Genomic DNA, 17,742 nt, shown 5'->3' with positions numbered 1-17,742 from the left:
CACATGTGTCTTGCGCGGTGGGCTCCCGCGCCCCGCCCAGACCGCTCCCCCCCCACCCCCCCCACACCCCCCCCCCCCCCCGCGGGCCGCCCCCCCCCCCCCCCCCCCGGGGCCGGATTGGCAGGCAGGGCCGGATTGGCAGGCGAGGCCTGATTTGGCCAGCGAGGCCGGATGTGGCCGGCGTCGGCCCGTGCCTCAGAGGCCGGCGGGGCTGGAATTGGCCAGTTCCACCGCGATGTCGATGAGCTGGTCCTCCTGGCCGCCGACTAGGCGGCGTTCGCCCGCGCGCAGGAGGATCTGGGCGCCGGGGACCCCGTAGCGCTCGGCCTGGCGGTAGGCGTGCTTGAGGAAGCTGGAGTAGACGCCGGCGTGGCCCATGAGGAGGGCCATCCGGTCGAGCCGGCACTCCTCGTCCATGACGGGGCGGACCACGTCCTCGGCGGCGTCGATGATCTTCAGTACGTCGATGCCGGTGCGGATGCCCATCTTCTGGCAGACGGCGGCGAAGGCCTCGACGGGCGTGTTGCCCGCGCCCGCGCCGAGGCGGCGGGTGGAACCGTCGATCTGGAGCGCCCCGGCGCGGACGGCGGCGACGGAGTTGCCCACGCCCAGCCCGAGGTTCTCGTGACCGTGGAAGCCGACCTGGGCGTCCGGGCCGAGCTCGGCGACGAGCGCCGCCACCCGGTCGGTGACCTCGTCCATGACCATGGCGCCGGCGGAGTCGACCACGTACACGCACTGGCAGCCGGCGTCGGCCATGACGCGGGCCTGCCGGGCCAGGTTCTCGGGGGTGGTGGAGTGGGCCATCATCAGGAATCCGACGGTCTCCAGGCCCATCTCGCGGGCGAGCCCGAAGTGCTGGACGGAGATGTCGGCCTCGGTGCAGTGGGTGGCGATCCGGCAGATCGCGCCGCCGTTGCCGTGCGCGGCGCGGATGTCGTCCTTCACGCCGAGCCCCGGCAGCATCAGGAAGGCGATCTTCGCGTTCCGGGCGGTGTCCGCGGCGATCTTGATGAGCTCCTGCTCGGGGGTCTTCGAGAAGCCGTAGTTGAAGGAGGACCCGCCGAGTCCGTCCCCGTGGGTGACCTCGATGACGGGGACCCCGGCGCCGTCCAGGGCGGTCACGATCGAGCGCACGTCCTCGCCCGTGAACTGGTGGCGCTTGGCGTGCGAGCCGTCGCGCAGGGAGGAGTCGGTGATCCGGATGTCGAGGGTGTCGGAGTAGGTGGTCACTGAACGGGTGGTCACTTCGTCATCCCCTTGGCGAACTCCTCGCCGACCTTGGTGGCGGCGGCGGTCATGATGTCGAGGTTTCCGGCGTAGGGCGGCAGGTAGTCGCCGGCGCCCTCCACCTCCAGGAAGATCGCGACCCGGGCCATCCCGCCGTTGAGCGGGGAGGGATCGTCGAACTGCGGCTCGGTGCGCAGCCGGTAGCCGGGTACGTACGCGGCCACGTCCTCGGCGACCTGCTTGACGGAGGCGGCGATGGCCTCGCGGTCGGCATCGGCCGGGATCGCGCAGAAGACGGTGTCGCGCATGATGACCGGAGGATCGGCCGGGTTGAGGATGATGATGGCCTTGCCGCGTCCGGCGCCGCCGATCTCCTCGATGCCCCGGGAGGTGGTGCGGGTGAACTCGTCGATGTTGGCGCGGGTGCCCGGGCCGGCCGAGACGGAGGCCACCGAGGCCACGATCTCGGCGTAGGCGACGGGGACCACGCGGGAGACGGCGTACACCATGGGGATGGTGGCCTGGCCGCCGCAGGTGATCATGTTGACGTTGTCCCGGTCGAGGTGGGCGGTCAGGTTCGCGGGCGGTACGACGGCGGGGCCGACGGCGGCCGGTGTCAGGTCGATCGCCTTGATGCCGAGTTCGGCGTAGCGCGGGGCGTTGGCCCGGTGCACGGAGGCGGAGGTGGCCTCGAAGACCAGGTCCGGCAGCTCGTCCTGGGCGAGCAACCAGTCCACTCCCCCGTGGGAAGCGTCGAGTCCGAAGCGGCGGGCACGGGCCAGGCCCTCGCTGGCGGGGTCCACGCCGATCATCCAGCGGGGCTCGATGTACGGGGAGCGGCGGAGCTTGTAGAGGAGGTCGGTTCCGATGTTCCCGGAGCCGACGATGGCGGCGGTCGCTTTCCCTGTGTTCGTCATGGCACCTCAGATGAAGGAGAGGGACACCGGGCCGAGCCCGGTGAACTCGGCGGTGTAGGTCCGCCCGGCGGCCACGTCCACGGCGCGGGTGCAGGACCCGGGCAGGATCAGGTGGCCCTTGCGCAGCGGTACTCCGAAGCGGGCCACGGTCCGCGCCAGCCAGGCCACGGACTCGGCGGGATCCCCGAGCACGGCGTCGCCGCGCCCGCTCGCGAGGAGCTCGCCGCCGCTGGTCAGGGTGGCTTCGACGGCCCTGAGGTCCATTTCGCGCGGGTCGGCGCCCTCCCCGATCGCGTATCCGGCGGAGGAGGCGTTGTCGGCGATGGTGTCCGCGATGGAGATCCGCCAGTCGGCGATCCGGCTGTCGATGAGTTCCAGGGCCGGGACGACCCGCTCGGTCGCCGCGAGCACGTCGTCCGCGGTGCAGCCCTCGCCGGGCAGGTCGGCGCCGAGCACGAAGCCGATCTCGACCTCCACGCGGGGCGCGCAGTAGGCGGCCGCGGGGACCGGGGTGTCCTCGCGCAGCTCCATCGCGTCGAGCAGGTGCCCGTAGTCGGGCTCGTCGACGCCCATCATGGCCTGCATGACGGGGGACGACAGCCCGACCTTGTGCCCGGTGACGCGGGCGCCGTCGCCCCGCACGCGGTGGCGGATGTTGATGAGCTGTATCTCGTACGCGTCCTGCGCGCCGATCCCCTCGAACGTCTCGCTCAGCGGCCGCACGGGCCTGCGCCGCGCCTGCGCCGTGCGCAGCACCTCGGCGGCCTCGCGCCGGCGCCGGTCGTTCAGCATGGGTCCTCCCGGCTGCGGTGGTGTGTTGGTGCGCCAGACGGTAGGCGCGGCCCGGCCGGGGGCGGGAGGGGGTGTTCCCGCTGAGCGGGAAAGGCGGCGGGGGCGGGGCCGGTCGCACGTCGGCCCCGCCCCCTCCTTCGTATCGGCCGCTACGACTTGTGCGGCGGGCAGGTCTGCCAGGCGAGGTGGTAGAGGGTGTTCACGCTCGCGTCGGTGGAGTCCATGGCCATGAAGCTGAGGGCCTGCGGGCCGGAGGTGCCGGCGTTCACCCGCAGCTCGGTGTTGATGTTGAAGTTGCGTTCCTCGCCGCACGGGGCCCAGACGAGGTCGGCGTATTCGGTCTTGTCGGTCGACTGCCAGTTGTCGTTGAAGGGGCCGTTGAACTGGTGGGTGCGCTGGGCCGTCTGCGACATCCCCTGGAAGTAGTAGTTCGCGCGTTCCTGTCCCCATGCGCCGCGCTGGAGGCTGCCGAAGCCCCGGTAGTCCGCCTGGACGATCGCGTAGGTGAAGCCGCTCGGGACGTGGACGCGCAGGTTGAGCTGGCAGTTCTTGCGGAAGGCGGTGGGCGGGGCGCCGGAGCCGACCTGGGCGAGGTACTCGCTGTAGGTGACCGTGAAGGCCGTGTTGTCGGGGGAGACGGCGACGGCGGCGGTGCCCTCGCGGCAGCCGGAGCCGTTGACGGTGGCGAGTTCGATCACGATCTTGTCGGGCGGGACGGTGATGGGGGCCGCCTGGGCGGGGGCCCCGGTGGCGATCAGGGCGGCGGCCGCGCCGCCGATGAGCAGGGTGCGGGACAAGGGAAGGGACATCGTTGTCACTCCTTCTGCGTACGCGCTGTCGGCGGTCAGGCGGTGGCCGGACATTCCTTCCATTCGAAGTGGTAGACGGTGCTGACGCTGCCGTCCGTCGAGTCCATGCTCATGAAGCTGAGCGCCTGGGGGCTCGACGAGCCCGCGTAGACGCGCAGTTCGGTGTTGACGTTGAGGTTGCGCGCCTCTCCGCAGGGGGCGAAGACCAGGTCCTGGTATCCGGTCTCGTCGCTCGCCTGCCAGTTGTCGGCGTAGGCGCCGTTGAACTGGTGGACCGTACGGGCGGTCTGTGTGGCGCCCTGGAAGTAGTAGCCGGCCCGCTGCTGGCCGAAGGCGCCGCGCTGGAGGCTGGCGAAGCCGCGGTAGTCGGCGCGGGCGATGGCGTACGTGAACCCCTGGGGTACGTGGACGCGCAGGGCGAGCTGGCAGTTCTTGCGGAACTCGGTGCCGCCGGAGCCGGCGCCGGTCTGGGCGAGGTAGTCGCTGTAGGTGACGGTGAAGGCGGTGTTGTCGGGGGCCGCCGCCACCTGTGTGGTCCCGGCGGGGCAGCCGGAGCCGTTGGCCCCGACCACCTCCACGGTGATCCGGCCGGGCGGTATTGAGGTGGTGTCGGCCTGGGCGGGGGCGGCCAGGGCCACCAGGGTGAGGGAGGCGGCCCCGAGGGCCAGTCTGCGCAGGGGCATGTCCGGATGCTCCGTCCGTCGCGGGAATGCCAGATTCGGCATGGACATGCCACCATGCGCCGTCGGGCCGGGTAAGGACCCGATACGGACAACGCCTCCGCCCCCGCGCGGCCTGGCCGGAACCCACGAGTCCGCATCCCCGGCCGACCCGCCCCCATCAGCCCGCCTCCCCCACCCCCGTCGGCCACCGACCCGCCCCGGGCCCCGAGGATGTCCGGAACCCGGGCGGATCCTGCCGGCCGGGCGGATCCTGACGGCCAGGCGGATCCTGACAGCCCGGCGGGCCCTACCGCGCCCCGTACACCGGCTGCGGCGGCTCCGCGGCCGCCAGCAGCTTCGCCGCCGCCTCGCCCGCCGCCGCCGGGGTCCACCGGGCGCCGCGGTCGGCCGTGGGGCCCGGCCGCCAGCCCTCCATCACCGTGATGCGGCCGCCCTCCGTTTCGAAGACCCGGCCCGTGACCCCGGCCGAGGCGTCGGAGCCCAGCCACACCACCAGCGGGGAGACGTTCTCCGGGGCCATCGCGTCGAAGCCCCCTTCCCCCGGGGCGGCCATGGTCTCCGCGAACGTCTGCTCCGTCATCCGGGTCCGGGCGGCCGGCGCGATCGCGTTGACCTGGACCCCGTACCGGCCCATCTCCGCCGCCGACACCAGGGTCAGGCCCAGGATGCCCGCCTTGGCCGCGCTGTAGTTGCCCTGCCCGACCGAGCCCAGCAGCCCGGCTCCCGAGGAGGTGTTGACGACCCGCGCGGCCACCTCGCGCCCCTCCTTCGCCTCCGCCCGCCAGTGCGCCGCCGCGTACTTCAGCGGGAGGAAGTGGCCTTTGAGGTGCACCCGCATCACCGCGTCCCAGTCGTCCTCGTCCAGGTTCACGAGCATCCGGTCGCGCAGGAACCCCGCGTTGTTGACGAGGGTGTCCAGCCGTCCGAAGGTCGAGACGGCCGTCTCGACCAGCGAGGCGGCGCCCTCCGGCGTGGCGATGTCCCCGCCGTGCGCGACCGCTTCCCCGCCCAGCGCCCGGATCTCCGCGACCACCTGGGCCGCCGGGCTGTCCGCCCCGGGCAGTCCGTCCAGGCCGACGCCCAGGTCGTTCACCACGATCCGCGCCCCCTCCGCCGCGAAGGCCAGCGCGTGGGCCCGGCCCAGCCCCCGCCCCGCGCCGGTCACGATGACCACACGGCCCTCGGCAAGTCCCATGTCACATCTCCTTGTTCGCAGTTGCCGCATCCAGAAACGCCGGGCGCTCGCCGCCCCCGTGCACGAGCAGGCTCGCCCCGCTCACGTACCCCGCCCGGTCGGAGGCCAGGAACACCGCCGCCTCCCCCACGTCCGAGGGTTCGGCCAGCCGCCCCAGCGGGACGGTCGCGCCGACCGCCGCGATGCCCGCCTCGTCGCCGTAGTGCAGGTGCGCGAGCTCGGTCCGCACCATGCCCAGGACCAGCGAGTTGACCCGTACCTCGGGGGCCCATTCGACGGCCATCGAGCGGGCCAGGTTCTCCAGGCCCGCCTTCGCGGCCCCGTAGGCCGCCGTCCCCGGCGAGGGCCGGGTCCCGCTGACGCTGCCGATCATCACCACCGAGCCCCGCGACTCCCGCAGCAACGGGTACGCGGCCAGCGAGGCGGTCATCGGGGCGGTCAGGTTCAGCTCCAGCACCCTCGCGTGGCGCTCCGCCTCGCCCTCGCCGAGCAGTCGGTACGGGGTCCCGCCGGCGTTGTTGACCAGGCAGTCCAGGCGCCCGTGGTGCTCGCCGACCGAGGCGAAGAAGCCCCGTACGGCGGCGGGATCGCGCAGGTCCAGGGCGGTGAACTCCGCCTCGCGGCCGCCCTGCGCCACCGGTTCCTCCGGCGGGCGCCGCGCGCAGACGAGGACGTGCGCCCCCGCCGCGAGGAACGACCGCGCGATCCCGGCGCCGACGCCCCGGGTTCCGCCGGTGACGACGACAACCCTCCCGTTGAGCTCCATCGGCTGCTACCTTCCTCACCTAACAAATGTTTGGTGGAAAGGTAGCTGATCCGCTCATGGGTGTCTCCACCTCAAGCCCCGACAAGGGCATCGCACTCGTCACAGTCGACTTCCCGCCCGTCAACGCACTGCCCGTGCAGGGCTGGTACGACCTCGCCGACGCCCTGCGCGCGGCCGGCCGCGACCCGGAGGTCCGGTGCGTCGTGCTCGCCGCCGAGGGCCGCGGCTTCAACGCCGGAGTCGACATCAAGGAGATGCAGCGCGACACCGGCCACGCCTCGCTCATCGGCGCCAACCGGGGCTGCTACGAGGCCTTCGCCGCCGTGTACGAGTGCGAGGTCCCGGTCGTCGCGGCCGTGAACGGCTTCTGCCTCGGCGGCGGGATCGGCCTGGTCGGCAACGCCGACGCCATCGTCGCCTCCGACGACGCGACCTTCGGACTGCCGGAGCTGGACCGGGGCGCCCTCGGGGCCGCAACCCACCTGGCCCGGCTCGTCCCGCAGCACATGATGCGCACCCTCTACTACACCTCGCGCACCGCGACCGCCGCAGAACTGCACGCGCACGGCTCGGTGTGGAAGGTCGTACCGCGGGGCGAACTGCGGGCGGCCGCCCTGGAGCTGGCCGCCGAGATCGCGAAGAAGGACGGCTATCTGCTACGGCTGGCCAAGGCCGCCATCAACGGCATCGACCCGGTGGACGTGCGCCGCAGCTACCGCTTCGAGCAGGGCTTCACCTTCGAGGCCAACCTCAGCGGGGTCGCCGACCGGGTCCGCGACACCTTCGGGAAGGGACAGGGACACAGCGCATGACGGACAAGACCATGACCCCGGACGAGGTCGTCGGGCGGTTGCGAAGCGGGATGACCATCGGGATCGGCGGCTGGGGGTCGCGGCGCAAGCCCATGGCCCTGGTGCGTGCACTGCTCCGTTCCGAGATCACCGATCTCACCGTGATCTCGTACGGCGGCCCCGACGTCGGGCTGCTCGCCGCCGCCGGGAAGATCGGCAAGCTGATCGCCCCCTTCGCGACCCTCGACTCGATCCCGCTGGAGCCGCACTTCCGGGCCGCCCGCGAGCGTGCCGCCTTCCCCCTCACCGAGCTCGACGAGGCCATGTTCATGTGGGGCCTGCACGCCGCCGCCAACCGGCTGCCCTTCCTCCCCGTCCGCGCCGCCCTCGGCTCCGACGTCATGCGGGTCAACCCCGAGCTGCGGACGGTCACCTCGCCCTATGCCGACGGCGAGGAGTTCGTCGCCGTCCCCGCCCTGCGCATGGACGCGGCCCTGGTCCACCTCAACCGCGCCGACCGCCTCGGCAACGCCCAGTACCTGGGACCGGACCCGTACTTCGACGACCTCTTCTGCGAGGCCGCCGACGCCGCGTACGTCTCCTGCGAGCAGATCGTCGAGACCGCGGAGCTCTCCAAGGCCGGCCCCCCGCAGTCCCTCCTCGTCAGCCGCCACTCGGTCACCGGGGTCGTGGAGACCCCGGGCGGGGCGCACTTCACCTCCTGCGTCCCCGACTACGACCGCGACGAGGCCTTCCAGAAGCTGTACGCCACCACCCCCTGGCCCGAGTTCGCCGAGCGCTTCCTCTCCGGCGACAGCGAGCACGCCTACCGGTCCGCCGTCCAGGCCTGGCACGAGGAGCAGAAGTGAGCAGCCCGACCACCACCACCGCCACGGTCACCCGCGCCGAGTACTGCGTGATCGCCTGCGCCGAGGCCTGGCGCGACAACGGCGAGGTGCTGGCCAGCCCCATGGGTCTGGTGCCGTCCTTCGGGGCCCGGCTCGCGAAGCGGACCTTCTCCCCCGACCTCCTGCTCACCGACGGCGAGGCCATGCTGGTCGGTCTCGACGGCACGGCCGAGGGCTGGCTCCCGTACCGCCGCCACCTGACCATGGTCACCGGTGGGCGCCGCCACGTGATGATGGGCGCCAGTCAGATCGACCGGTTCGGCAACCAGAACATCTCCTGCATCGGCGACTGGGAGCGGCCGGCCCGCCAGCTCCTGGGGGTGCGCGGTGCTCCGGTGAACACCCTGAACAACCCGGTGAGCTACTGGATCCCCAAGCACTCCGCGCGGGTGTTCGTCGAGCGCGTCGACATGGTGAGCGGGGTGGGCTACGACCGCGCGCAGGCGGCCGGGGTCACCCGCTTCCACCGGCTGCCGCGCGTGGTGAGCGATCTCGGAGTCTTCGACTTCACCGGCCCGGACCACTCGATGCGCCTCGTCTCGGTGCATCCGGGCGTCACGGTGGAGCAGGTGGCGGCGGCCACCGGCTTCGAGCTGGCCATCGCGGACGAGGTCCCGTACACCCGGGAGCCGACCGCCGGCGAACTGCGGCTGATCCGCGAGGTCATCGACCCCAAGGGCCTGCGCGACCGGGAAGTACGGGTCTGATCCGATGGGGGCGAAGCGGCCGATGGAGACGGCATTCACCAAACTGGTCGGGGTCGAGCACCCGATCGTGCAGACGGGCATGGGCTGGGTGGCGGGCCCGCGCCTAGTGTCGGGGGCGGCCAATGCGGGCGCCCTCGGGATCCTGGCCTCGGCGACGATGACGCTGGAGCAGCTGCGGGCCGCGGTCCACGAGGTCAAATCCCGTACGGACGCCCCCTTCGGGGTCAATCTGCGGGCGGACGCCGGGGACGCGGCCGAGCGCGCCCAGCTGATCATCGACGAGGGCGTCCGGGTGGCGTCCTTCGCGCTCGCCCCGTCCAGGGAGCTGATCTCCCGGCTCAAGGACGCGGGGGTGATCGTGATCCCCTCCATCGGGGCCCGCCGGCACGCCGAGAAGGTCGCGGCGTGGGGCGCGGACGCGGTGATCGTGCAGGGCGGCGAGGGCGGCGGGCACACCGGTGACGTGGCCACGACCGTGCTGCTGCCCCAGGTGGTGGACGCGGTCGGCATCCCGGTGATCGCGGCGGGCGGTTTCAGCGACGGCCGCGGGCTGGTCGCCGCGCTGTCCTACGGGGCCGCCGGCATCGCCATGGGCACCCGGTTCCTGCTGACCTCCGACTCCACCGTCCCGGACGCGGTCAAGGCGGAGTACCTGAAGGCGGGGGTCAAGGACATCACCGTCACCACGGCCGTCGACGGCCTCCCGCACCGGATGCTCCGCAGCGAGCTGGTCGTGTCCCTGGAGCGGGCGGGCCGCACGAAGGCGCTGGCCAAGGCCGTGCGCCACGCGGCCGGCTTCAAGAAGATCTCGGGCCTGTCCTGGTCGCAGATGGTCCGCGACGGCCTCGCGATGAAACACGGCAAGGACCTGTCCTGGAGCCAGGTGCTGCTCGCCGCGAACACCCCCATGCTCCTCAAGGCGTCCATGGTCGAGGGCCGTACGGACCTCGGTGTCATGGCATCGGGCCAGGTCGCGGGCGTGATCGAGGACCTTCCGTCCTGTGCGGAGCTCGTCGACCGCGTCATGGCCGAGGCACACGCCGTGCTGGAACGACTGCACGGCCTCACTCCCCCCCACGCACCGCCCCCGTACGAACTCCCCCCGCGCGAAGTACCCGACTAGCTCGGCACCCTGCCACCACCAGGGTGATTCCCTTCTCCGTTACAGGAGTTGCCCCAGATGAGCCGTGCCCGAATCCGCCTGGCGACCGCGGTGTTCGTCTCCGCCCTCGCCATCGGGACCCTGCCCGCCGCCGCGTACGCCGCGCCGGTGAACCGTGCCACCGGCGCCACCAGCGCCTCCCGGCACCACCTGCTGCCGACGGAAACGATTCGCCAGATCCCCCTCCAGGGCGCGGTCAACGTCCGCGACCTCGGCGGCTACCGCACCTGGACCGGCGGCCAGGTCCGCCAGGGACTGGTATACCGTTCCGACGCGCTCGGCAAGCTGACCGCCGCCGACGTCACCAACGTCTCCGGTCTCGGCCTCACGAAGGTCGTCGATTTCCGCATCCCCATGGAGGTCCAGTACGACGGCGCCGACAAGCTGCCCGCCGGGCTGACCTCCACCTCCCGCTCGGTCAGCGACCTCGGCCTGTACGGGACCCTGGTCTCCGCGATAGGCAGCGGTGACCCCGTGAAGCAGGAGCAGATGCTCGGCGGCGGCCGCGCCGAGGCGTACATGCGCGACATCTACCGCACGTTCGTGACCAACCCCGACAGCCGGGCGCAGTTCGCGACCACCCTCCGCGAGATCGCCGACGGCAACCAGGGCCCGATGCTGTACCACTGCTCCTCCGGCAAGGACCGGACGGGCTGGATGAGCTACGTACTGCTGCGCGCGCTGGCCGTCCCACAGGACGCCGCCGAGCGCGACTACCTGGCCTCGAACACCCTCCGCGGCGCGTACGACGCCCAGGTGCGGGCGGGCCTCAAGCAGTCCGGCCGGATGCAGAACCCCGATCTGCTGATCCCGCTCCAGGAGGTCCGCCAGGACTACCTGGACGCGGCGACCACGCAGATGGAGGCCGACTACGGCAGCTTCTACGGGTACCTCACCCAGGGCCTCGGCCTGGACGTGAAGACCCTGGCCAAGCTCCAGGCCAAGATGGTCCACTAGCCGCCGGTCCGCCGGCCGCCGCGCACAGCACTGAGCCGGGCAGCACGTCAGGTGCTGCCCGGCTCGGTGGTTCGTATCTACGTCGCTACGCCGTCACAGGTCAGGCGGAACGGCGACGGGCCTGGCCCGCGCCACCGACCCGGCTGCGGGCCGAAGCGGCGGCGGCGCCGCCGCCGGAGGGGGCACCTCCGGTACGCCGGCCGCGCTCGCCGGAGCCACCGGTACCGGTACCGGCGCCCTGGCCGCCCTGGCCGCGACGGGCCTGGCCGGACCCGGAGGCCGGAGCCTGGCCCGCGGCGCCACCGCCGCCGGAGCGACGGCCGCGGCCACCGCCGGCCGGAGCGGCGCCCGTGCCGGAGCCCGTACGGGCGCCACCGGAACGGCGGCGCGCGCCGGAGCCCGAGTCGCCGCCGGACCGCTGGCGCGGCGGGGTCGCCTGCGGCACGTCCAGCACCACGGGGATGCCCGAGGGCTCCTTGGCGCCGGTGAGGCGGGCGAGCTCCTCGTCGGAGGACTTGATCTGGGCGGTCCGCGGGGAGATCCCGGCGTCCGACATCAGACGGGTCATGTCGCGCTTCTGGTCCGGCAGGACCAGGGTGACGACGCTGCCGGACTCGCCGGCGCGGGCGGTACGGCCGCCGCGGTGCAGGTAGTCCTTGTGGTCGGTCGGCGGGTCCACGTTGACGACGAGGTCGAGGTCGTCGATGTGGATGCCGCGCGCGGCCACGTTGGTGGCGACCAGCGCGGTGACCTCGCCCGTCTTGAACCAGTCGAGGGTCCGGTTGCGCTGCGGCTGCGAGCGGCCGCCGTGCAGGCCGGAGGCGCGGACACCGTCGGCGAGGAGCTTCTTGACCATGCGGTCGACCCCGCGCTTGGTGTCGACGAACATGATCACCCGGCCGTCGCGAGCGGCTATGCGCGTGGCCACGGCCTTCTTGTCGGTCTCGTCCATGACGTACAGGACGTGGTGCTCCATCGTGCTGACCGCACCGGCGGACGGGTCGACGGAGAACGCGACCGGGTCGTGCAGGAACATCTTGACGAGCTTGTCGATGTTCTTGTCGAGGGTCGCCGAGAACAGCATGGTCTGGCCCTCGGGCTCGACCTGCTTGAGCAGGGCGGTGACCTGCGGCATGAAGCCCATGTCGGTCATCTGGTCGGCCTCGTCGAGGACGGTGATGGAGACCTGGGAGAGGTCGGCGTCACCGCGGTCGATGAGGTCCTTCAGGCGGCCGGGGGTGGCGACGAGCACCTCGGAGCCGCGGCGCAGGGCGCCGGACTGCCGGTTGATCGACATGCCGCCGACGACGGTCGCGATGCGCAGGTTGACGGCCGTGGCGTACGGGGCCAGGGCGTCGGTGACCTGCTGCGCGAGCTCGCGGGTGGGTACGAGGACCAGCGCGAGCGGCTGCTTCGGCTGCGCGCGGCGGCCCGCGGTGCGGGCCAGCAGCGCCAGGCCGAAGGCCAGCGTCTTGCCGGAGCCGGTACGGCCGCGGCCGAGCAGGTCACGGCCGGCCAGCGAGTTCGGCAGCGTCGCGGCCTGGATCGGGAACGGCTCGGTGACGCCCTGGGCCGCGAGGGTCTTCAGCAGCGCCTCGGGCATGTCCATGTCCCCGAACGCTTCCACCGGCGGCAGGGCCGGGGTCAGCGGTTCGGGCATGGTGAATTCTTGGGGCCTGGCTACGGGGGCGGACTTCTGCCGTCCCGCGCCAGCCTTCGGACGTCCCTGGGCCGCACCTCGACCCCGGGTGGGGCGGCGGCTGGGTCGTGCGGAGCTGGAGCTGGTCATGCGAGAAAGCCCTCCTGAAACCGGCAGGCACTACATAAAGGCACTGCAACAAAGGTCGAAACAGCAGACAAGCCGGGGCCCGCACCTCACGGTGCGGACCCCGGCATGCTGAAGGAATTAGGCGGGGAGGATGTTCTCCGCCTGGGGGCCCTTCTGGCCCTGGGTGACGTCGAAGGACACGCGCTGGCCCTCGTTGAGCTCACGGAAGCCCTGGGTGGCGATGTTCGAGTAGTGGGCGAAGACGTCCGGGCCGCCACCGTCCTGCTCGATGAAGCCGAAGCCCTTTTCCGAGTTGAACCACTTCACGGTGCCAAGTGCCATTTTTGAATCTCCTGAATAGGCGGCAAAGGGCCCCATCCGGAGATTCCGGCAAAACAATAAAAGCGCCTGTCGGAGCATTCCCGTCAGGCGCACATAAAGTTCATGGGTACCACAACTGCAACGAGCTCTAAGCTAGCACACGTCGGTCGGGGAGTGTCGCGGCGAGCATGTGACCTCCGTCCCGCGTGTCCCCCGTACGGAGCCTTCCGCCCACCTCCGCGAGGGCCGCCCGGAGCCCCGGAATCCCCATCCCGCCTGAGTCGAGGACGATCCGCTCCCCCTCCGGGGCGGTGTTCACGACGTCGAGGCGGACCTCCCCGTCCTCGGCGTAAAGATTCATCCGGACGGCGGAGCCGGGGGCGTACTTCGCCGCGTTGGTGAGCCCCTCGCGGGCGATCCGCAGCAGCAGCCGCCCGTCGGCCGCCGGGAAGTCGCCGAGGCCGGGCTGGGTGTGGTGGGTGATCTCCATGCCCGTGGCCCGCATGTTCCGGGCCAGGGAGCCGAGGAACCGGCCGACGTCCACGGGCGAGGTGTACGCGCGGCTGCCGGCGGGATCGTTCAGCATGTCCAGCACCTCCCTGACCTCGGTCATCGCGGCCCGGGCCGATTCCTCCACGGCCGCGGCCCCCTCCCGTACGCGGGGGTCGGCCCCGGCGTCCAGGCGCAGGGCGGCGGCCTGCATCGTGAGGGCGGTGAGCCGGTGGCCCAGACCGTCGTGGGTGCGCTGGGCCAAACGGGTGCGTTCCTGTACGACGGCCAGGTCGGCCGCCTGGTCCACGGCGGCGTGCGCCTGGCGGGCCCGTTCGCGCAGCGCGGACATGACCCCGCGGTTGCGGCGCACGGTCTCCCCGTACAGGGCGGGCACGACGATGCTGCCGAGGACGAAGGAGGCGGGGTCGCGGCCCGCGTACCCGAGGGGCAGGAAGAGGTCGCGGGTGCCGACGTAGAAGAGGGCCATCAGCAGGATCCCGCCCCAGCGGTGGGTGCGGCCGTACGCGGCCAGGGCGTAGGCGCCGAAGACCAGGGGGCCCCGGTCGTCGGAGACGAGGGTGGCGAAGGTGGCGGCGAGGGCCGGCACCCAGGCGCGGGAGCGGCGCCAGAGCAGGGTGGCGGCGGCGAACAGGCCGGCGGCGAGGCTGAGCGGGTAGTTGGTGACGAGGCCGAAGCGGTGGACGTCCTGGAGGTTGAGGGTGGTGAGCAGCGCGCAGAGGGCGGCGAGCCACATGTCGGCGCGGCGGGCCCGTACCGGGTCGGGCGCTCCGGAGCTCTCACCGGTCAGGGCGCGCAGCCCGCGCTCCAGGAGTCGTCCGGCGCGACCGGGCACAGCCTGCATGAATCCCCCACCCCCATAGGCGCTAAAGTGCACAGAACATGGCAAAACGTCCCCCCAGGTTGCCCGCCTTCCGCCGAAGGGGCATCCCGGGGGGACGCGTTATGGGTGACGACTCGTTACGAGGACTCGTTGCGGCGACTCGTCAGAGGGAGACGCCGAGGCCGTTCAGCCAGGTGACCGGGTTGATGTCGGCGCCGTAGGTGTTGCTGGAGCGGACCTCGAAGTGGAGGTGCGGGCCGGTGGAGTTGCCGGTGCTGCCGGAGAGGCCGATCTGCTCGCCCGCGGAGACGCGCTCGCCTTCGGAGGCGGTCGCCGAGGACAGGTGGGCGGAGAGGGTGTAGCGGCCGTCGTCGTGCTTGATGACGACGGCGTTGCCGTACGCGCCCTGCCAGCCGGAGGAGACCACGGTGCCGGCCGCGGCGGCCTTGACCGGGGTTCCGGTGCCCACCGCGAAGTCGATGCCGGTGTGGTAGCCGGCGGCCCAGCCGCCCGCCTGGTGGTAGCGCGCAGAGATGGAGGCGCCGGAGACGGGCAGGACGCCCTCGACGCTGCTGCTGGAGCTGCTGGAATTGCCGGAGCTGTCCTCATTGTCGGAGGAGTCGGAGGAATCGGAGGAGCCGGAGGACTTCGAGGACTGCGACTCGGCGGGGGCGCTGCTGCCGGAACCGGAACCCGAGCCGGAACCGTACGCGAGGCGCTGACCCGGCAGGATCATGTCCGGGTCGGACCCGATGACCGAGCGGTTGTCGGAGTAGAGCTTCTGCCAGCCGACACCGAGCTCGGAGCCGATGGTGCCGAGGGTGTCGCCGCTGACGACGGTGTAGGTGCCGTCGCTCCGGCCGGACTTCGCGGCGGCCGGCGCGGACTGGGCGGCCGGCTCCTCGGCGTTCTTCTCGGCGGCCGGGGCCTCGGGGGCCGGGCCGCCGCGCTGCAGCCCGGCGAGCTTGCCGCAGGAGGGCCAGGCGCCGGGGCCCTGGGCCGCGAGGACCTTCTCGGCGATCGCGATCTGCTGCGCCTTGGTGGCCTGGTTGGCCTGCGGCGCGTACTGGGTGCCGCCGAACTCCGCCCAGGTACTGGGGGTGAACTGGAGGCCGCCGTAGAAGCCGTTGCCAGTGCTGATGCTCCAGTCGTTGGTGGACTCGCACTCCGCGACCTTGTCCCACGTGCCGACCGACGCGGCGGACGCGGGCTGTGCCAGAAGACCCATGGCGGCGGGTGCGGCGATGCCGGCGACAACGAGACCGGCGAGGGTACGAGCAGAGGGGAAAGACATGCGGAGTTCCTGACTTCGGGGACATGTACGGAGGCCGGTGGTGCGGGTGGAGCGGGTGAAGCGGTGGTGCGTTCGGCCTCGGTAACCACCGTCCGGGAAGGCGGGGGGTCCCCGAAGTCCCCTAAAGAGGACAAGCGGGAGGGCAAAAGGGGACTGGGAAGGGAGAGTTAGAGGGACTTAAGTCCAGGTATGCCGGTAATGTCCGCAATAAGACGGGGCTTCAGGGGGAGGTGGGTCACATGGCGATCCGGGTGATGGTGGTCGACGACCAGAGCCTCATACGGTCGGGACTGGTCACCCTGCTCGCGAGCGCGCCCGACATGGAGGTGGTCGCGGAGGCCGCCGACGGGGCCGAGGCGGTGCCGCTGGCGCGCACGCACCGGCCGGACGTGGTGCTGATGGACCTGGTCATGCCGAAGGTCGACGGTTTCGAGGCGACCTTGCGGCTGCTGCGGCTGCCGGACCCGCCGCGCGTCCTCGTACTCACCGGCTACACGGCGGACGACCTGGTCCTGGACGCGCTGCGGGCCGGGGCGGCCGGGTTCCTGCTGAAGGACCTGCGGCCGGAGGAGCTCTTCGCCGGCATCCGCACGGTCGCTGCGGGCGGCAGCGCGCTGGCCCCGGGGGTGATGCGGGCACTGCTGGAACGGGCGGACACCCGCACCGGGGCCCCCGACCACGCGGAGCAGCTCTCCACCCTCTCCCCCGGCGAACGGGACGTCCTCGCGCTGGTCGGGGAGGGCCGGACGAACCAGCAGATAGCGGAGGCGCTGCACCTGTCCCCGGCGAGCGTGAAGACGTACGTGTCGCGGATCCTGACGCAGCTTGACCTCACGAACCGGACCCAGGCCGCGATCCTGGCCTACGAGGCGGGGCTGGTCCGCGCCGCGTAGCCGCCGCCCCGAGCCCGCGCGACTCCCGCGCGACTCCTGCGCAAAGGCTGGTCCAGCCGGGCGTGATCGAAAACAATGGCGCCATGACGACGACTCCCCGCTCCCGGGCGCGGTCCTTCGACACCGCCGCCGCTCTCTACGGCCGGCACCGGCCCGGCTACCCCGAGGCGCTGTACGACACGGTCGAGGAGCTGGCCGGGCGCCGGTTCGCGGGGGCGCGGGTGGCGGACGTGGGGGCGGGGACCGGGATCGGGACGGCGCCGATGCGCGCCCGGGGGGCCGAGGTGGTGGCCGTGGAGCCCGGGGACGGGATGGCGGCCGAGTTCCGGCGCACCCGCCCGGACATCCCGATCGTGCGCGGGGACGGGAACCGGCTGCCGCTGGCGAGCGGCGCCTTCGACTTCCTCACCTACGCCCAGGCCTGGCACTGGACCGATCCCGTCCTGGCCGTGCCCGAGGCCCGGCGGGTGCTGAAGCCGGGTGGCGCGCTCGCGATCTGGTGGAACGACCTGGACGAGTCGGCCGGCTGGGTGGCCGGGCAGAGCGAGCGGATCCGCGCGTTCTTCGCGGCCCGCGGCCCGGACGCGCCGGACGGCGGCTCCGGGGGCTTCCGCCACCTCCCGCGCCACCTCGGCTCCGCTTTCACCACCCGGACCGTCTCCTGGTCCCGGCGGATCCCCCTGGACGCGCATCTGGCGAACCTCTCCAGCCACTCCGCCTTCCTGCTGCTGGGCGAGGCCGGCACCGCGGAGTTCCTCGACGCCGAGCGGGCGCGGCTGGATCCGGTCTTCCCGGACGGAGTGGTGGAGGAGCCCTACGTGGTGAGCGTCAGCGTGGCCGTCATATGAGCCGTCTGCCTGCTTCCGTCCGAGCGTTCTTCCTGGTCAACGAGGCTCTCGCCTTCCTCCTGGAGGTCGTGGCCCTCGGCCTGCTCGCCTGGTGGGGTTTCACCCGTGACATCGGGATCGTGGGGGCCGTCGCCCTCGCGGTGGCCGCGCCGCTCGCCGCCGCCGTGCTCTGGGGGCTCTTCGCCGCGCCCAAGGCCCGGATCGCCATCCCGTACGCCGCGCAGCTCGGGGTGAAGGCCGTGGTGTTCGGCGCCGCCGCCCTCGCGCTCCTGGCGCTCGGGCAGCGGTCGACCTTCCTCTGGTTCACGGTGGTCGTGGTCGTGAACACCACGCTCGCCTCCTACTACCGGAACCGCCCCTGACCGGCA

Annotated in this window: 19 protein-coding genes; 8 read left to right on the top strand and 11 right to left on the bottom strand. The window is 72.3% G+C overall.

Annotated features, from left to right (window positions below; all coding sequences use genetic code 11):
* Positions 1–195 precede the first annotated feature (195 nt).
* The 7 genes from dmpG to ACFXDJ_RS29820 form a co-directional block, all read right to left on the bottom strand.
* Positions 196–1,248: a 4-hydroxy-2-oxovalerate aldolase gene (dmpG, locus tag ACFXDJ_RS29850; protein WP_384663214.1), complete on the bottom strand. Its 1,053-nt coding sequence runs from the start codon at positions 1,246–1,248 to the stop codon at positions 196–198.
* A complete protein-coding gene (locus ACFXDJ_RS29845) occupies positions 1,245–2,147 on the bottom strand; it encodes an acetaldehyde dehydrogenase (acetylating) (RefSeq protein WP_384663216.1) in 903 nt (300 codons plus the stop codon). The genes dmpG and ACFXDJ_RS29845 overlap by 4 nt, the downstream gene beginning before the upstream one ends.
* A 6-nt stretch (positions 2,148–2,153) precedes the next feature.
* Positions 2,154–2,939 (bottom strand): 2-keto-4-pentenoate hydratase, encoded by a 786-nt coding sequence (locus tag ACFXDJ_RS29840; protein WP_384663217.1) that lies wholly within the window; start codon positions 2,937–2,939, stop codon positions 2,154–2,156.
* Between the two features lie 149 nt (positions 2,940–3,088).
* On the bottom strand, positions 3,089–3,748 hold the full coding sequence (locus tag ACFXDJ_RS29835; protein WP_384663219.1) for a DUF4360 domain-containing protein: 660 nt from the start codon (positions 3,746–3,748) through the stop codon (positions 3,089–3,091).
* A 35-nt stretch (positions 3,749–3,783) separates the two neighbouring features.
* Complete coding sequence (locus ACFXDJ_RS29830) at positions 3,784–4,431, bottom strand: DUF4360 domain-containing protein (RefSeq protein ID WP_384663221.1); 648 nt, start codon at positions 4,429–4,431, stop codon at positions 3,784–3,786.
* A 286-nt stretch (positions 4,432–4,717) separates the two neighbouring features.
* Entirely contained in the window at positions 4,718–5,626 is a 909-nt protein-coding gene (locus ACFXDJ_RS29825; protein WP_384663223.1) for an SDR family oxidoreductase, read from the bottom strand.
* Position 5,627: 1 nt separating this feature from the next.
* Entirely contained in the window at positions 5,628–6,392 is a 765-nt protein-coding gene (locus ACFXDJ_RS29820; protein ID WP_384850898.1) for an SDR family oxidoreductase, read from the bottom strand.
* A gap of 56 nt (positions 6,393–6,448) precedes the next feature.
* Between ACFXDJ_RS29820 and ACFXDJ_RS29815 the strand changes: the two genes are divergently transcribed.
* Genes ACFXDJ_RS29815 through ACFXDJ_RS29795 form a run of 5 tightly spaced genes read left to right on the top strand, consistent with a single transcriptional unit; the run spans position 6,449 to position 10,917 of the window.
* On the top strand, positions 6,449–7,204 hold the full coding sequence (locus tag ACFXDJ_RS29815; RefSeq protein WP_384663539.1) for an enoyl-CoA hydratase family protein: 756 nt from the start codon (positions 6,449–6,451) through the stop codon (positions 7,202–7,204).
* Positions 7,201–8,052: a CoA transferase subunit A gene (locus tag ACFXDJ_RS29810; protein WP_384663541.1), complete on the top strand. Its 852-nt coding sequence runs from the start codon at positions 7,201–7,203 to the stop codon at positions 8,050–8,052. The genes ACFXDJ_RS29815 and ACFXDJ_RS29810 overlap by 4 nt, the downstream gene beginning before the upstream one ends.
* On the top strand, positions 8,049–8,798 hold the full coding sequence (locus ACFXDJ_RS29805; RefSeq protein ID WP_384663543.1) for a CoA-transferase subunit beta: 750 nt from the start codon (positions 8,049–8,051) through the stop codon (positions 8,796–8,798). Before ACFXDJ_RS29810 ends, ACFXDJ_RS29805 begins: the two co-directional genes overlap by 4 nt.
* A gap of 22 nt (positions 8,799–8,820) precedes the next feature.
* Positions 8,821–9,921, top strand: a complete 1,101-nt coding sequence (locus ACFXDJ_RS29800; RefSeq protein WP_384663545.1) for an NAD(P)H-dependent flavin oxidoreductase — start codon at positions 8,821–8,823, stop codon at positions 9,919–9,921.
* 57 nt (positions 9,922–9,978) lie between these two features.
* The gene (locus tag ACFXDJ_RS29795; RefSeq protein ID WP_384663547.1) at positions 9,979–10,917 is read left to right on the top strand and encodes a tyrosine-protein phosphatase; all 939 of its coding nucleotides are present in this window, start codon (positions 9,979–9,981) and stop codon (positions 10,915–10,917) included.
* Between the two features lie 100 nt (positions 10,918–11,017).
* Here ACFXDJ_RS29795 and ACFXDJ_RS29790 read toward each other — a convergent pair whose 3' ends face one another.
* The 4 genes from ACFXDJ_RS29790 to ACFXDJ_RS29775 form a co-directional block, all read right to left on the bottom strand.
* The gene (locus tag ACFXDJ_RS29790) at positions 11,018–12,706 is read right to left on the bottom strand and encodes a DEAD/DEAH box helicase (RefSeq protein WP_384850896.1); all 1,689 of its coding nucleotides are present in this window, start codon (positions 12,704–12,706) and stop codon (positions 11,018–11,020) included.
* A 117-nt stretch (positions 12,707–12,823) separates the two neighbouring features.
* Positions 12,824–13,027 (bottom strand): cold-shock protein, encoded by a 204-nt coding sequence (locus ACFXDJ_RS29785; RefSeq protein WP_112447913.1) that lies wholly within the window; start codon positions 13,025–13,027, stop codon positions 12,824–12,826.
* Between the two features lie 127 nt (positions 13,028–13,154).
* Positions 13,155–14,360 (bottom strand): sensor histidine kinase, encoded by a 1,206-nt coding sequence (locus ACFXDJ_RS29780; RefSeq protein ID WP_384650714.1) that lies wholly within the window; start codon positions 14,358–14,360, stop codon positions 13,155–13,157.
* A gap of 142 nt (positions 14,361–14,502) precedes the next feature.
* Positions 14,503–15,633 carry a peptidoglycan DD-metalloendopeptidase family protein gene (locus tag ACFXDJ_RS29775; RefSeq protein ID WP_384650712.1) on the bottom strand — a complete coding sequence of 377 codons (1,131 nt, stop codon included), beginning with the start codon at positions 15,631–15,633 and terminating at the stop codon, positions 14,503–14,505.
* A gap of 239 nt (positions 15,634–15,872) precedes the next feature.
* Here ACFXDJ_RS29775 and ACFXDJ_RS29770 point away from each other — a divergent pair, with 239 nt between their 5' ends.
* From ACFXDJ_RS29770 to ACFXDJ_RS29760, 3 genes are all read left to right on the top strand, one after another.
* A complete protein-coding gene (locus ACFXDJ_RS29770) occupies positions 15,873–16,526 on the top strand; it encodes a response regulator (RefSeq protein ID WP_384650711.1) in 654 nt (217 codons plus the stop codon).
* 83 nt (positions 16,527–16,609) lie between these two features.
* Positions 16,610–17,374, top strand: coding sequence for a class I SAM-dependent methyltransferase (locus ACFXDJ_RS29765; protein WP_384650709.1), 765 nt, complete (start codon positions 16,610–16,612; stop codon positions 17,372–17,374).
* A complete protein-coding gene (locus ACFXDJ_RS29760) occupies positions 17,371–17,736 on the top strand; it encodes a YrdB family protein (protein ID WP_384650707.1) in 366 nt (121 codons plus the stop codon). Before ACFXDJ_RS29765 ends, ACFXDJ_RS29760 begins: the two co-directional genes overlap by 4 nt.
* Positions 17,737–17,742: the final 6 nt, after the last annotated feature.

This window comes from Streptomyces sp. NPDC059443 (genome assembly GCF_042750105.1).
Lineage (GTDB): Bacteria > Actinomycetota > Actinomycetes > Streptomycetales > Streptomycetaceae > Streptomyces.
Note: the sequence above shows the minus strand (reverse complement) of the source record. Positions and strands in the feature narration are given on the sequence as shown.